This is a genomic window from Eubacterium sp. Marseille-QA0814 (assembly GCF_965119675.1).
Classification (GTDB): domain Bacteria; phylum Bacillota; class Clostridia; order Lachnospirales; family Lachnospiraceae; genus Eubacterium_G.
This window is the reverse complement of record NZ_CBCPMG010000001.1, coordinates 1,605,644-1,619,628: the sequence shown is the minus strand read 5'-3', so window position 1 is coordinate 1,619,628 and position 13,985 is coordinate 1,605,644. Positions and strand designations below refer to the sequence as shown.

Annotated in this window: 14 protein-coding genes and 1 tRNA gene; 11 read left to right on the top strand and 4 right to left on the bottom strand. The window is 34.4% G+C overall.

Annotated features, from left to right (window positions below):
• The first annotated feature begins 33 nt into the window (after positions 1-33).
• Positions 34-525 carry a tRNA (cytidine(34)-2'-O)-methyltransferase gene (locus ACQY63_RS07560; protein WP_022166286.1) on the top strand — a complete coding sequence of 164 codons (492 nt, stop codon included), beginning with the start codon at positions 34-36 and terminating at the stop codon, positions 523-525.
• Positions 526-759: 234 nt separating this feature from the next.
• A complete protein-coding gene (locus ACQY63_RS07555; protein WP_428244972.1) occupies positions 760-2,118 on the top strand; it encodes a uracil-xanthine permease family protein in 1,359 nt (452 codons plus the stop codon).
• A gap of 366 nt (positions 2,119-2,484) precedes the next feature.
• Here the strand turns inward: ACQY63_RS07555 and ACQY63_RS07550 are convergent, their stop codons facing one another.
• Positions 2,485-3,120, bottom strand: a complete 636-nt coding sequence (locus tag ACQY63_RS07550; RefSeq protein WP_022166284.1) for a Crp/Fnr family transcriptional regulator — start codon at positions 3,118-3,120, stop codon at positions 2,485-2,487.
• A 393-nt stretch (positions 3,121-3,513) separates the two neighbouring features.
• Between ACQY63_RS07550 and ACQY63_RS07545 the strand changes: the two genes are divergently transcribed.
• The 6 genes from ACQY63_RS07545 (at position 3,514) to ACQY63_RS07520 (ending at position 8,878) form a co-directional block, all read left to right on the top strand.
• Complete coding sequence (locus ACQY63_RS07545) at positions 3,514-4,056, top strand: nitroreductase family protein (RefSeq protein WP_022166283.1); 543 nt, start codon at positions 3,514-3,516, stop codon at positions 4,054-4,056.
• Between the two features lie 56 nt (positions 4,057-4,112).
• Entirely contained in the window at positions 4,113-6,185 is a 2,073-nt protein-coding gene (gene pflB / locus ACQY63_RS07540; RefSeq protein WP_022166282.1) for a formate C-acetyltransferase, read from the top strand.
• 25 nt (positions 6,186-6,210) lie between these two features.
• A complete protein-coding gene (pflA, locus tag ACQY63_RS07535; protein WP_428244971.1) occupies positions 6,211-6,978 on the top strand; it encodes a pyruvate formate-lyase-activating protein in 768 nt (255 codons plus the stop codon).
• A 12-nt stretch (positions 6,979-6,990) separates the two neighbouring features.
• Positions 6,991-7,233: an autonomous glycyl radical cofactor GrcA3 gene (gene grcA3, locus ACQY63_RS07530; RefSeq protein WP_022166280.1), complete on the top strand. Its 243-nt coding sequence runs from the start codon at positions 6,991-6,993 to the stop codon at positions 7,231-7,233.
• Between the two features lie 210 nt (positions 7,234-7,443).
• Complete coding sequence (locus ACQY63_RS07525; protein ID WP_022166279.1) at positions 7,444-8,748, top strand: ATP-binding protein; 1,305 nt, start codon at positions 7,444-7,446, stop codon at positions 8,746-8,748.
• A 57-nt stretch (positions 8,749-8,805) separates the two neighbouring features.
• Positions 8,806-8,878: transfer RNA gene (locus tag ACQY63_RS07520), tRNA-Gln, on the top strand.
• 212 nt (positions 8,879-9,090) lie between these two features.
• Here the strand turns inward: ACQY63_RS07520 and ACQY63_RS07515 are convergent.
• The 3 genes from ACQY63_RS07515 to ACQY63_RS07505 are packed head-to-tail and all read right to left on the bottom strand — an operon-like array spanning position 9,091 to position 10,345.
• Positions 9,091-9,693 (bottom strand): manganese catalase family protein, encoded by a 603-nt coding sequence (locus tag ACQY63_RS07515; RefSeq protein ID WP_117999410.1) that lies wholly within the window; start codon positions 9,691-9,693, stop codon positions 9,091-9,093.
• Entirely contained in the window at positions 9,693-9,950 is a 258-nt protein-coding gene (locus ACQY63_RS07510; RefSeq protein ID WP_022166277.1) for a spore coat protein CotJB, read from the bottom strand. The genes ACQY63_RS07515 and ACQY63_RS07510 overlap by 1 nt, the downstream gene beginning before the upstream one ends.
• Entirely contained in the window at positions 9,950-10,345 is a 396-nt protein-coding gene (locus ACQY63_RS07505; RefSeq protein ID WP_302689750.1) for a spore coat associated protein CotJA, read from the bottom strand. Before ACQY63_RS07505 ends, ACQY63_RS07510 begins: the two co-directional genes overlap by 1 nt.
• A gap of 131 nt (positions 10,346-10,476) precedes the next feature.
• Here ACQY63_RS07505 and ACQY63_RS07500 point away from each other — a divergent pair, with 131 nt between their 5' ends.
• The 3 genes from ACQY63_RS07500 to ACQY63_RS07490 all read left to right on the top strand — a co-directional run bounded on the left by ACQY63_RS07500 (position 10,477) and on the right by ACQY63_RS07490 (position 13,876).
• Positions 10,477-11,721 carry a 6-phosphofructokinase gene (locus ACQY63_RS07500; RefSeq protein ID WP_117999411.1) on the top strand — a complete coding sequence of 415 codons (1,245 nt, stop codon included), beginning with the start codon at positions 10,477-10,479 and terminating at the stop codon, positions 11,719-11,721.
• 112 nt (positions 11,722-11,833) lie between these two features.
• A complete protein-coding gene (gene fba / locus ACQY63_RS07495; protein WP_022166274.1) occupies positions 11,834-12,700 on the top strand; it encodes a class II fructose-1,6-bisphosphate aldolase in 867 nt (288 codons plus the stop codon).
• A 186-nt stretch (positions 12,701-12,886) separates the two neighbouring features.
• Positions 12,887-13,876 carry a class B sortase gene (locus tag ACQY63_RS07490; RefSeq protein WP_302689748.1) on the top strand — a complete coding sequence of 330 codons (990 nt, stop codon included), beginning with the start codon at positions 12,887-12,889 and terminating at the stop codon, positions 13,874-13,876.
• The last annotated feature ends 109 nt before the right edge of the window (positions 13,877-13,985 follow it).

Here is a 13,985-nt window from a genome sequence, read left to right as displayed (position 1 = left end):
CATTAGTCAAAATAATGTTGGAGAGAAGAATATATGAATGTTGTTTTATTAGAACCTGAAATCCCACAAAATACAGGAAATATAGGAAGAACATGTTGTGCCACAGGCACAAAGTTGCATCTTATAGAACCAATGGGGTTCAGAATTAACGAGAAATCATTAAAAAGAGCAGGCATGGATTATTGGGACGATTTGGATGTTACAATTTATGATTGCTACAACGATTTTGTAGAGCAGAATCCAAATGCAAAAATCTGGTATGCAACTACAAAAGCACCAAAAAGATATTCAGATGTGGAATTTGGCCCGGATGATTACATTATGTTTGGAAAAGAAAGTGCAGGAATTCCTGAAGAAATTTTGGTAGACAACAAAGAACAGTGCATCAGAATCCCAATGAATCCTGAAATTCGTTCTTTGAATCTGGCAAATTCAGTGGCAATTGTTTTATACGAAAGTTTAAGACAAAATAATTTTGCAGGAATGCAGATGGAAGGACATCTTCATCATTTACATTGGAAGTAAAAGCAAAATAAAAGAAAAATCAAAAAGAGCATCCCTAGTAAGCTTAAATCTAAATTGTTATTATAAAATTAAATTCTAATTATATAAGATTAAATCCTAATTATATAAGATTAAATCCTTAAATTATTATATTGAAATAGTAATTGTATTTTGATAGAATTGAACCGTTTAAGGTATTTTAGGACGGAAACGGAATATGACCAATGACAAAATGTATAAGGGAGGATTTTGACAATGTCAAAAGAAAAAATCAATGTCGGTAGGGAGCCGGTATATGATGCAAGAAAATTAGGTTATGGCAAAATGGGCGTTCTTGGTTTTCAGCATATGTTTGCCATGTTTGGGGCAACAGTAACAGTACCACTTTTAACAGGACTTAATGTTCAAACAACACTTTTAATGGCAGGTCTTGGAACTTTATTATTTCATTTATTAACAAAATTTAAAGTTCCTGCATTTTTAGGCTCATCATTTGCATTCTTAGGCGGATATGCAACAGTAGCACCTATGGCAAAAGATGGTTCTGCAAATTTAGAAATGTTACCATACGCATGTTTAGGTGTAGTTTTTGCAGGCTTGCTGTATTTAGTGCTTGCATTATGTATTAAGTTAATAGGTGTTTCGAAAGTTATGAAATTATTCCCACCTGTTGTAACAGGACCTATTATTATTGCAATTGGTCTTTGCTTAGCACCATCAGCACTAAATAACTGTGTAACATGTTGGCCACTTGCTATTATTGCATTAGCAATTGTAATTTTCTTCAATATTTGGGGAAAAGGAATGACAAAGATTATTCCTATTTTATTAGGAGTAGTTGGAGCATATTTAATCGCTTTGATTTTCGGTAACGGATTTGGTGTTAGCTGGATTACCCCAATTGACACAGACTATATTGCAAAAGCAGCTTGGATAGGTTTCCCTATTGACTGGAGCCAGACAATTTTTGGTGGTGTAGATTATGCTGACACAGCAAAAATCACAACAGCATTAACAACAATGATTCCAATTGCCATTGCAACAATGATGGAACATATTGGTGATATTTGTGCTATCGGAGCAACAGTTGGAAAAGATTATATCAATGATCCGGGACTTCACAGAACTTTAATCGGTGACGGACTTGCAACATCATTATCATCATTATTCGGTGGACCTGCAAATACAACATACGGAGAAAACACAGGTGTTCTTGCTTTATCAAAAGTATACGATCCAAGAGTTGTAAGAATTGCAGCATATATTGCAATTGTATTTTCATTCTGCCCTAAGTTCGCAGCAGTAATCAATGCTATGCCAATGGGAATTGTTGGTGGTATTTCATTTATCCTTTACGGAATGATTGCAGCAATCGGTGTAAGAAACGTAGTTGAAGCCGGAGTTGATTTCCAGAAGTCAAGAAACGTAATTGTTTCGGCAATAATATTTGTATGTGCTTTAGGAATTAACTTTAGTGACGCAGGTGCAGCAACATTTACAGTCGATGGTGTAACAATCAGCCTTTCAGGTTTAGCAGTTGCAGCTTTAGTAGGAATTATACTTAATGCAATATTCCCTGAAAAAGATGAAGTTAAGTCAATTGATTTAAAATAAAATCGAAAAACAAAGAGTTAAGCTTAACATATACTGATAAAAATATACAAAGTTAAGCTGAGGACAAACTGATAAAAATCAAGTATATAAAAAGTAAGTTAAGACATGCTGATAAAATTAAATATTTAAAAAGTAAGTTGAAGACATGCTGATAAAATTAAATATTTAAAAAGTAAGTTGAAGACGTACTAATAATAAAGAAAAGATTCTACTTAGTTCTTAAATTTATAAAATGTATCAGGAAATTAGAATGAAAAATCTAATGCTGATATAATTTGATTAAATTAGAACATGTAGAATCTTTTCTCTATTTAATAAGAAATGTTTCCCTAGGGATACACAATTGAATGCTTATACAAAAACTTTCTATAATAATGTAATCTTTCTTTTTGAAACTTCTATAAGCTTATCTTTTCGCATTTTCTGTAATTCTCTGCTCATGGCACTTCGGTCTACGGACAAGTAGTCTGCCATATCACTTTTGGTAAAAGGTAATTCAAAAGTTTTGGAATTATTTTGTCTTGCCAGGATTTCAAAATAGCATAGAATACGTTCTCTAATGGAACGTTGGCTGAGAACTTCCAAATGCTCACATATTTGCTTGGTCTTGTCCTGAATCATTAACAAAACATTACTTACCAGTTGGCTGTGGTGTGCACAGGCTTTTTCACAACGTTTTATTAAATGTTCGTAATCAATGTATCTGATTAAACATGAATCAGTGGCTTCAACAGTAATAGTGTCTTTGGGAACATGAAAATAAAAAAGTCCGCCAAAAATATCCCCTTCATTTAAATTCTCTAAAATTGTTCTGGAACCGTTAGGAAGAATGTCGACTACGCATGCTGAACCACTTTCAACTATACCAATGCCTTTATTATCGCTGTCAAAAAAGGAAATAATCTCGCCGTTAGAATACTTTTTCGTGGTTGAATGAAAACAATGCATCATTGAAGTCTGAGATTCTTCGCTTATATTATAAAAAAGTTTACTTTTTTCCATAAATCACCTCATAAAAATACATTAACGTGAATAATTATTCTAAATAATTATGTATAATCTTACAAAATTTATATAGAAAAAATATAACAAAAAAATAAAAAAGTTGCAATTGCAACAGAAATAAAAAATAAAATATTTATAATTAAAATTGTAAAGTAAGCATATGCAGAAATACTAACACTTATTGAAGTATTTTGCACTATTTACATAGTGAAAAAAAGAAATTTGCATTAACAAAATATTCATCGTTTTATGATTGCAAAACCATTTATAAAGTGTTATATTATTCACAGTTAGTGAAAATGACGTTTTATGTGTGTTATTGCGTTTATTCGACGCACAAGTCATTAAGTTATCACGTTATACTAACTAGAATATAATGGAGGTGAACTTATGGATACTATTACATGCATAAAAACAAGAAGAAGCATTAGACAGTTTAAGGAACAGGAAGTTACAAAAGATGTTCTTGAAGATATAGTACAAACTGCTTCATTTGCTCCATCTTGGAAAAACACACAGACTACCCGTTATATTGCCATAACGGACCCTAAAGTCAAAGCCAGATTGGCAGAGGAAGGCTGCAAGGATTATCCTTTTAATCAGAAGAATATTAATGCGGCACCTGCAATAATTGCAACTACAATTGTTGATAAGCGTTCAGGTTTTGAAAGAGACGGTAGTTATTCTACTGTTCGTGAAGATAACTGGCAGGCATTTGATAATGGAATTGCCACACAGACATTGTGTTTGGCAGCTCATGAGAAAGGTCTTGGAACAGTTATAATGGGCTTGTATGACATTAACAAGGCAGAAGAAATCTTAGAAGTTCCAGAAGGACAGAAACTTATGGCTTTAGTTGCTGTAGGTTACCCTGCTGAAGAACCGGTTGCTCCAAAGAGAAAGACCGTAGAAGATTTACTTACGTTTCGTTAGTCATTCACTAAATAAATTATTAAGCTTTACATTTATTTTTAGGAGGAAAAAAAGAGATGAGAGAAGAATGGAAAGGATTCAAAAACGGCGCTTGGGAAAAAGAAATCAACGTCAGAGATTTTATCCAGAAGAACTACGAACCATATGATGGTGATGCCAGCTTCTTAGCAGGACCAACACAGAACACAACAGATTTATGGAATCAGGTACTTGATCTTCAGAAGAAAGAAAGAGCAGCTGGTGGTGTTCTTGATATGGATACAAAGGTTGTATCAACAATCACATCACATGGTGCAGGATATTTAGATAAAGACAAAGAAACTATCGTTGGTTTCCAGACTGATAAGCCTTTCAAGAGAAGCTTACAGGTAAACGGTGGTATCCGTATGGCTATGAAGGCTTGTAGCGACAACGGATATGAAGTAGATCCTGAAGTTGTAGACTTTTATACAAATTATAGAAAAACACATAACGCTGGTGTATTCGATGCTTACACACCAGAAATCAGAACATGTAGAACAAACCATATCGTAACAGGTCTTCCTGATGCTTACGGACGTGGACGTATCATCGGTGACTACAGAAGAGTTGCTTTATATGGTGTTGATACACTTATCGTTGACAAGGAAGCACAGAAGGCTTCTACACCAACAGAAATGAGACCTGACGTTGTCCGTGATAGAGAAGAATATTCAGAACAGATTAGAGCTCTTAAGGAATTAAAAGAATTAGGTAAGATTTACGGATTTGATATTTCAAGACCAGCTCAGAACGTACAGGAAGCTATTCAGTGGTTATACCTTGGATACTTAGCAGCAGTTAAGGAACAGAATGGTGCAGCTATGTCACTTGGACGTACATCAACATTCATCGACTGCTACGCTCAGAGAGATTTAGCAAACGGAACATTTACAGAAGAACAGATTCAGGAATTCATCGATCACTTCATTATGAAGTTAAGATGCGTTAAGTTCGCAAGAACTCCAGAATACAACTCAATCTTCGCTGGTGATCCAGTTTGGGTTACAGAATCAATCGGTGGTGTAGGTATTGACGGACGTCACATGGTAACAAAGACATCATTCAGATATCTTCATACATTAGAAAACTTAGGTGCAGCTCCAGAACCAAACTTAACAGTTTTATGGTCAACAAGACTTCCAGAAGAATTCAAGAAGTACTGTGCTAAGATTTCTATTGATTACTCATCAATTCAGTACGAAAACGATGACTTAATGAGACAGTACAATGGTGATGACTATGGTATCGCTTGTTGTGTATCTCCAATGAGAATTGGTAAAGAAATGCAGTTCTTCGGAGCTAGAGCAAACCTTGCTAAATGTTTATTATACGCTATCAATGGTGGTGTTGATGAAAAGACAAAAGTACAGGTAGGACCAAAGTACAGACCAATTACAGCAGAATATCTTGATTATGATGAAGTAATGGATAGATATGAAGACATGATGAAGTGGTTAGCAGGAGTATATGTAAACGCTCTTAACATTATCCACTACATGCATGATAAATATTCATACGAAAGAATTCAGTTAGCATTACATGATGCTCACGTTAAGAGATGGTTCGCAACAGGTGTTGCAGGACTTTCAGTAGTAGCTGACTCACTTTCAGCTATTAAGTATGCTAAGGTTAAGGCTATCAGAGACGAAGATGGTCTTGTAGTAGATTACGAAGTAGAGGGAGATTTCCCTAAATATGGTAACGATGATGATAGAGTAGATAGTCTTGCAGTAATGATCGTTGACAAGTTCATGGGTTACTTAAGACAGAACTACACATACAGAGACAGTGTTCCTACACAGTCAATTCTTACTATTACATCAAACGTAACATATGGTAAGAATACAGGTAACACACCTGACGGAAGAAAGGCTGGACAGCCATTCGCACCAGGTGCTAACCCACTTCATGGTAGAGATACACACGGTGCTGTATCATCACTTGCATCAGTTGCTAAGATTCCATTTGAAAACGCTAGAGATGGTATCTCAGATACATTTACAGTAGTTCCAGATGCTCTTGGTAAGGATTGCCAGGTATTTACAGGTGATTTAGATGCTGATGATTTAGGATTAGACATTGATGATCTTATCAAATTACAGCAGTAATTATTATAAATAGAGGAAATTCAGAATGACAACAGGAATAATTCATTCAATTGAAAGTTGTGGAACAGTAGATGGACCAGGAGTAAGATTTGTAGTTTTCTTTAAGGGATGTCCTATGAGATGTGCATACTGTCATAACCCTGACACATGGTCAATGGCTGGTGGGACAGAGATGACAGTAGATGAAATTCTTGAACAGTATGAGAAGAAACGTCCTTTTTATAAAACCGGTGGAATTACTGCAACAGGTGGAGAACCAATGGTACAGATAGACTTCTTAACAGAACTGTTCGAAGAATCACACCGAAGAGGAATTAATACCTGTCTGGATACGTCAGGTGTAACTTTTAAACCTGACGATCCGGAATATCTGAAAAAGGTAGACAGACTACTGGCGGTAACGGATTTGGTTATGCTGGACATCAAACATATTGATCCGGAAGAACATAAGAAATTATGTAAACAGCCAAATGATAATATTTTAGCCTTTGCCCGTTACTTAGATAAAAAAGGTATAAAGATTTGGATAAGACATGTTGTAGTTCCACATATAACTATTAATAAGAAATATTTATATGAACTTGGACTTTTTATTGGTCAGTTAAAGATGGTAAAAGCATTAGATATTTTGCCTTACCATGATATGGCAAAGAAAAAGTACAAGGAACTAGGCATTGAATATCCATTGGAAAATATAGAGCCAGCCACAAAAGAGATGGCAATGGCTGCAAAGAAAATAGTGCTTGAAGGATTCAAAGAATCCAGAATTAAACTATTAGAAAAAGAGAAATAGGAGGTAATTGAAATGGCAGCAAGTGCAAAACAGGTTGATAATTTAGTTTCTTTAATAGACGGATATGCAGAAGAAGGAGGATATCATCTTAACGTTAATGTATTAAACAGAGATACATTATTAGATGCTCAGAAACATCCAGAAAAATATCCTCAGCTTACAATCCGTGTATCAGGATATGCTGTAAACTTCATTAAGTTAACAAAAGAACAGCAGGATGATGTTATTAGTAGAACATTCCACGGAAGTCTATAAATAGCAGTTTAATATGTACGTATTTGCGAAGATGCGTATTAGTGTAAAGAGGTCGGCGTATGCTGACCTCTATTACTTTAAATGCACAAATTTATAAACGGATATATATATATGCATTTATGGGCAGAAAAATTAATATGCACATATGCATTTTGTATAAATAATAGAGAGAAGTATATCTAAATCAATAGAAAAGAATGAGGCGAAGAAATGTATAATATTGTATCAAAATTAATTATATATGGTGATATGGATAAAGATTCAATTTTAATGAAATTGAGTGATATTATAAGAAAATATAAGGAAACAGATTATAAGAAAGATGAAATTATCACCGAATTATATTGTCAGGTTAAAAGAATTTTAGAAGTGTCAACAGATTATGGCTTTGATGATAATTTATGGCACAATTATCTTACATATTTGTTAATAACAGATGAAAATCCTTTTAGCTTAACTTGTGAAAAAATTGGTGCAAATAATGGAAGTGTAAATCATTTTGCTGAAAATGATTTTAAGCAGTTTAAAGCTTTATTCGACTATGATTTTGCATCGATGGAAGAAGATTTAGGAATTGATTGTTTTAAACAGTTATCAAATTATAAGGCAATTGGAAAACCTGAATTAATGTATAACAAAAATGTAAGCGAAAAAGTAAGAACATTAAGTAAGAAGCTTGAACAGTCAAAAGATGAAAAAGAATTTTTTGAGCATGTTACAAATTTCTATAAGGATTATGGTGTTGGAATGTTTGGCTTGAATAAGGCATTCAGAATAACGGATACAGTTCCTTTCAAATTCCATGCAATTAATAATATGGATAAGGTAATGCTGGATGATTTAGTTGGCTATGAAATTCAAAAGAAAAAGCTTGTTGATAACACAGAAGCTTTTGTGGAAGGGAGAAAGGCAAATAACTGCCTTCTATTTGGTGACAGCGGTACAGGTAAGTCAACAAGTATTAAGGCTATTGTCAACCAGTATTATGACAAAGGCCTTAGAATGATTGAAATATATAAGCATCAGTTTAAGGACTTATCTAATGTAATAGCAGCAATAAAAAACAGAAACTACAAGTTTATTATTTACATGGATGATTTATCATTTGAAGAATTCGAAATTGAATATAAGTTCCTAAAGGCTGTTATTGAAGGTGGCGTGGAAACAAAACCTGAAAATATTTTAATATATGCTACATCAAACAGACGCCATTTAATAAAAGAAACATGGAACGACAGAAGCGATGTTCAGGTTGATAATGGTATACACAAATCAGATACAATGGAAGAAAAATTATCATTGGTTAACAGATTTGGTGTGACAATTAATTATTCCAAACCAAGTCAAAAAGAATATTTTGAAATTGCAATTCAGTTGTGTAGACGTTTAGGCGTTGAGCTCTCTGATGATGAAATCAAGGCAGAAGCAAACAAGTGGGAACTTAGCCATGGTGGAATTTCAGGTAGAACAGCACAGCAATTTGCAAATTATTTAGCAGGACAAGAAAAAAAATAAAAAAAGTGCTTGCATTGTTTCCGACATTGTGATAATATATTCTCTGTCGCGAGACATTGGCCCATCGCCAAATGGTAAGGCACTGGACTCTGACTCCAGCATTTTCAAGGTTCGAATCCTTGTGGGCCAGTTTTAAACCACATGATTAAGTTCATGTGGTTTTTTTGTGCAATAAAAAAAGGCTCTAAGCTTTACTGAAACGCAAAACTTAGAACCGTTATAGTTCATATAATATGAACTTAAACTAGATTGTACCGTTATATTTATACATCTTATGACTTTGAAAGTTAATTTACTACTTATCTTTTTATGCAGTTTATAGTTTAAAAATTAATTTATAGCTTATCTTTTTATACAACTGCTAGGATTAACTGCGTAGAAATTCTTTTTATCCATTTCTTCAGTAACCATTCTGAGAGCTTCACCAAATCTTTGGAAATGAACGATTTCTCTTTTTCTTAAAAATTTAATTGGATCAGCAACTTCGCAATCTTTTACCAAAGATAAAATGTTATCGTATGTTTTTCTTGCTTTCTGCTCGGCAGCCATATCCTCTACTAAGTCAGCAATAGGATCTCCTGATGACTGGAATTCAGTAGCTGTGAAAGGCACACCACCGGCAGATTGAGGCCATACGCCAAGAGTATGATCCACGTAGTATTTTTCAAATCCGGCTGTGTCAACTTCATCGCAAGGTAAGTCCTTAACAAGCTGGTGAACGATAGTTCCCACTATTTCAAGGTGTGAAAGTTCTTCACATGCTATATCATTTAAAAGTCCTGCAACTCTAGGATTTTTAAAAGTGAATTTCTGAGACATATATCTGAACGCTGCGCTAGCCTCACCGTCAGGACCACCATACTGGCTGAGTATGAACTGGGCAGTTTGAGGATTTCTTATTTTTATATTAACAGGGCATTGCAGTCTTTTTTCATATACATACATTAGCAACTACCTCCTTCCCAAGGCATATCGCCTTTATTCCATTGCCAGTAATCTTCATCATTTACTTCGTAAAAAGTAAGCGGACCAAAGTTATCAACATATTCTCGCCATGCACTCTCCCTTGTTTTTTGCACCTTGTTATAAAACATGATAGCCTCCTGACAGTTGGGATGTGTGTCTAAAAACAGTCTTGTGTCGTCAAGTGCAAAACTGGTTTGAGTAATAATTTTCATTAATGATTTTTTATCGCATTTCATTATTTACACTTCCTTCCTATATATGACTTGTCAAGTTGAGCAAATATTGTGCCTCTGGCAAATCCTTCTTCTGGAGAATAAATGTCTTCCCATTTCTGCCATGGAACATAACACATACCGGGAGCCATATGGTCCACATGCTCTGTGCCTATATCGCAACCGTCAGTTTTCATACAGCCACAACCGCCGGCTTTTTTACAACCACAAATATTACCTGAGGGACCACAGCTTTGCGTAGTATTATTGGAATATCCACAACCTTGCGTAGCATTATTAGAACAACCAAAACCCGACATGTTATTAGGACGATTACCACCGGACATGTTGCATGAGCGACCGCAACCGGACATAGTATTGCCACTGCAATTGCAGTTTCTATTCATTGTACAATTCATTATTTACATCCTTTTTTTATTTTACAATAATAAGGTATGCAATTTTTTGACTGTTGTTCTAAATATTGATGTTGGTTTTTGGTGAAAACTGGGGTATACTTATATGGAATTAATTTATCGGAGGAAATCAAATGAGAAATTGTTTAGTTGCTCAGTCAGGTGGCCCAACAGTAGCTATTAATGCCAGCCTTGCCGGTGTTATACAGGGTGCAATTGACAGCAAAGAGTTTAAAACAGTATATGGCTCTCTTAATGGAGTTCAGGGGTTACTAAATGGACGACTTATGGATTTGACTAAAAAAGTTGAGGAAACACCTATGTTCATAGAATTACTTAAGAAATCACCTTCTATGTACCTAGGTTCATGTAGATATCAGCTCCCACATTATGAGGAAGATGATGCACCATACGCATATATTTTTAAGAAATTTAAGGAATATGAAATAGATGCATTTTTCTATATTGGTGGTAATGATTCAATGGATACTGTAGACAAATTAAGTCAGTATGCAAAGACAATTGGAAACAATATTAAAATTATTGGAATTCCAAAGACAATTGATAATGACTTGTGTGTTACAGACCATACGCCAGGGTACGGTTCAGCCGCTAAATATGTAGCATCTACATTATTAGAAATAGGTCATGACACTTCAATTTACCCAATTAAAAGTGTTACAATTGTAGAAATTATGGGACGTGACGCTGGTTGGCTTACAGGCGCATCAGTATTAGCCAGAAACAAATATAATTTTGCACCACACTTAATTTATCTTCCGGAAGTTCCTTTTGTGGAAGAAGAATTTATTGAAGACGTTAAGGCTGCAATGGAGAAATACAATAACGTTGTAATTGCTGTATCTGAAGGTATAAAAGATGCAAATGGCAAGTACGTTAGTGCTACAACAGCAGTGGAAGATACATTTGGTCACAGCCAGCTTAGTGGTACAGGCAAGTGTTTGGAATATATTATTAAGCAGAATATACAGGTTAAGGTGCGTTCTGTTGAAATTAACATTCTTCAAAGAAGCGCCGCCCATATGTCATCTATTACTGATATAGGAGAAGCTTTCAGATTAGGAAGACATGCTATTAATATTTCCATAGAAGGAAAAACAGGTGTTATGGTTACAGCCATTAGAAAGGCAAACGATCCATATTGTGTTACAATGTCTGACACACCTGTACAGAATGTTGCAGGTCTTGTAAAACATGTGCCTAGAGAATGGATTAACGCTAGAGGCAATGATGTAACTCAGGAATTTATAGATTACGCATATCCTCTTATTTTAGGAGAACCTGTTGTAAAATATCAGAGAGGAATCCCTGATTATTTGGACATATCGCATTTGTTCCCTAATATGAACGACAAGTAACATAGTGCAAAAATAGTGCAAAATAATGTTGGCAATTAGGATAAAATGGGGTATACTAAAATTAGTTGTTTAAAATTTAACAATAAAGTATAAGATTATATGGAGGTACATTATGTTAGTATCAGCTAAAGAAATGTTAGAAAAAGCAAAAGCAGGACACTATGCTGTTGGACAGTTCAACATCAACAACCTTGAATGGACAAAGTCAATTCTTTTAACAGCAGAAGAATTAAAGAGCCCTGTTATTTTAGGAGTGTCTGAAGGCGCTGGAAAGTACATGACTGGATTTAAGACAGTTGCAGCTATGGTTAAGGCTATGGATGAAGAATTAGGAATTACAGTTCCTGTAGCTCTTCACTTAGACCATGGTTCATACGAAGGATGCTACAAGTGTATTAAGGCTGGATTTACATCAATTATGTTTGATGGTTCACATTATCCAATCGAAGAAAACATTGCAAAGACTAAGGAATTAGTATCAGTAGCTCATAACATGGATATGTCAATTGAAGCTGAAGTTGGTTCAATTGGTGGTGAAGAAGACGGAGTTATCGGTAGAGGCGAATGTGCAGATCCTGATGAATGTAAAGCAGTAGCAGACCTTGGTGTTGATATGCTTGCAGCAGGTATTGGTAACATCCATGGAAAATACCCAGACAACTGGGAAGGACTTAGCTTTGAAACTCTTGATGCTATTCAGGCTAAGACAGGAGTTATGCCATTAGTTCTTCATGGTGGTACAGGTATCCCTGAAGATATGATTAAGAAGGCTATTGATCTTGGAGTATCAAAGATTAACGTAAACACAGAATGTCAGTTATCATTTGCTGATGCAACAAGAAAATATATTGAAGCTGGAAAAGACTTAGAAGGAAAGGGATTCGATCCTAGAAAACTTCTTGCTCCAGGTGCAGAAGCTATTAAGGCAACTGTAAAAGAAAAGATGGAACTTTTCGGTTCAGTAGGAAAAGCTGAATAATTAATATAAAATAACATATTTTATTAAAAAACAACTGGGATGTTACATCCCGGTTGTTTTTTTCTGTAATAGGAAATTCTGAAAGAATTTCCTATTACAGAAAAAACGTTCCACTATGGATATACTTGCCTTTTTATGCTAATAATTTTATACTTAAATAAGTATATTTAGAAGGAAGACAAAACTGTGGAAAATCGAGATAAGAAAAAAGATGAATTAAATAAAAAACAACAGAATAATGCTGATAAGAAAAACATTGAAGACATGAATGAAACAACAAATAATACTGATAAGAAAAATATTGAAGATATGAATGAAACAACAAATAATACTAATAAGAAAAATGTCGAAGATATAACTGAAAGAAAGAAGACAGGCAAAAAACTGAAAATTTCAAATCGAGCTTATAACATTATCAGGTATGTTGCTTTAGTGTGTGCGGCAGCAGTGCTTATTTATGCATCATACAGCCTTACGGATTCTTATTTGAATTACAAAGAGGATGAGGCAAAGTATGCAGAAATAAACAAAATGTTCACACAGAAGACTGAAAATAAGAAAACTAAAACAAAGAAAAATAAAAGTGAATATTCTTCATCTCTTACAACATGGGTTTGGAATTACAAAGCAATGTTGCAGTACAACGATGAAGCAAGAGGTTACATTAAATTAGATGGAACAAGAATACAGTATCCAATAGTAGAACATAGTGATAATGACTTTTATTTAAAAAAAGGTTCAGACAAAATATCAAATGGCGCCGGTGCCATATTCATTGACTATAGAACGGCAGGTCTTGATGGCAAAATGTGTATTTTGTACGGCCATAACATGCTTGACGGCTCAATGTTTAAAGGACTAATGAGTTTTAGAGAGAGCAAGTTTGCTAAGGCACACCAGATATTTGACATATACGTTGGCTATAAACATTATCTATATTATGTTTTTTCAACATTTACTGCAAAAGATAACAATGAAGATGTTTATAAATACGGCTTTGATGATGATGTTGCCTTCCAAAAATGGATTAATTTAGTAGCTGGAAAAAGCAGTCAGAAATTTGATTATGGCATTCCGGGAGTGGATGATAAGATTATAATGTGCTCTACCTGTGTAGACGATTATGGCAACAGACAGATTGTTTGTATGTATAGAGGAGAAGAGGTAGTAGATTAGCAAAAGTTGTAAAAATATGTAAAAATAAGGGGTAAACTTAATTTAATTAAGAAAAAGGTTTAAATAATTAGATAAATACCTTGATGCTATTGATTTTTATAAAGATATG

What these genes read in the sequence shown, in the direction of transcription:
- ACQY63_RS07560 (WP_022166286.1), top strand. Translation starts at nt 34, where the DNA reads ATGAATGTTGTTTTATTAGAACCTGAAATCCCACAAAATACAGGAAAT.
- ACQY63_RS07555 (WP_428244972.1), top strand. Translation starts at nt 760, where the DNA reads ATGTCAAAAGAAAAAATCAATGTCGGTAGGGAGCCGGTATATGATGCA.
- ACQY63_RS07550 (WP_022166284.1), bottom strand. Translation starts at nt 3,120, where the DNA reads ATGGAAAAAAGTAAACTTTTTTATAATATAAGCGAAGAATCTCAGACT.
- ACQY63_RS07545 (WP_022166283.1), top strand. Translation starts at nt 3,514, where the DNA reads ATGGATACTATTACATGCATAAAAACAAGAAGAAGCATTAGACAGTTT.
- pflB (WP_022166282.1), top strand. Translation starts at nt 4,113, where the DNA reads ATGAGAGAAGAATGGAAAGGATTCAAAAACGGCGCTTGGGAAAAAGAA.
- pflA (WP_428244971.1), top strand. Translation starts at nt 6,211, where the DNA reads ATGACAACAGGAATAATTCATTCAATTGAAAGTTGTGGAACAGTAGAT.
- grcA3 (WP_022166280.1), top strand. Translation starts at nt 6,991, where the DNA reads ATGGCAGCAAGTGCAAAACAGGTTGATAATTTAGTTTCTTTAATAGAC.
- ACQY63_RS07525 (WP_022166279.1), top strand. Translation starts at nt 7,444, where the DNA reads ATGTATAATATTGTATCAAAATTAATTATATATGGTGATATGGATAAA.
- ACQY63_RS07515 (WP_117999410.1), bottom strand. Translation starts at nt 9,693, where the DNA reads ATGTATGTATATGAAAAAAGACTGCAATGCCCTGTTAATATAAAAATA.
- ACQY63_RS07510 (WP_022166277.1), bottom strand. Translation starts at nt 9,950, where the DNA reads ATGAAATGCGATAAAAAATCATTAATGAAAATTATTACTCAAACCAGT.
- ACQY63_RS07505 (WP_302689750.1), bottom strand. Translation starts at nt 10,345, where the DNA reads ATGAATTGTACAATGAATAGAAACTGCAATTGCAGTGGCAATACTATG.
- ACQY63_RS07500 (WP_117999411.1), top strand. Translation starts at nt 10,477, where the DNA reads ATGAGAAATTGTTTAGTTGCTCAGTCAGGTGGCCCAACAGTAGCTATT.
- fba (WP_022166274.1), top strand. Translation starts at nt 11,834, where the DNA reads ATGTTAGTATCAGCTAAAGAAATGTTAGAAAAAGCAAAAGCAGGACAC.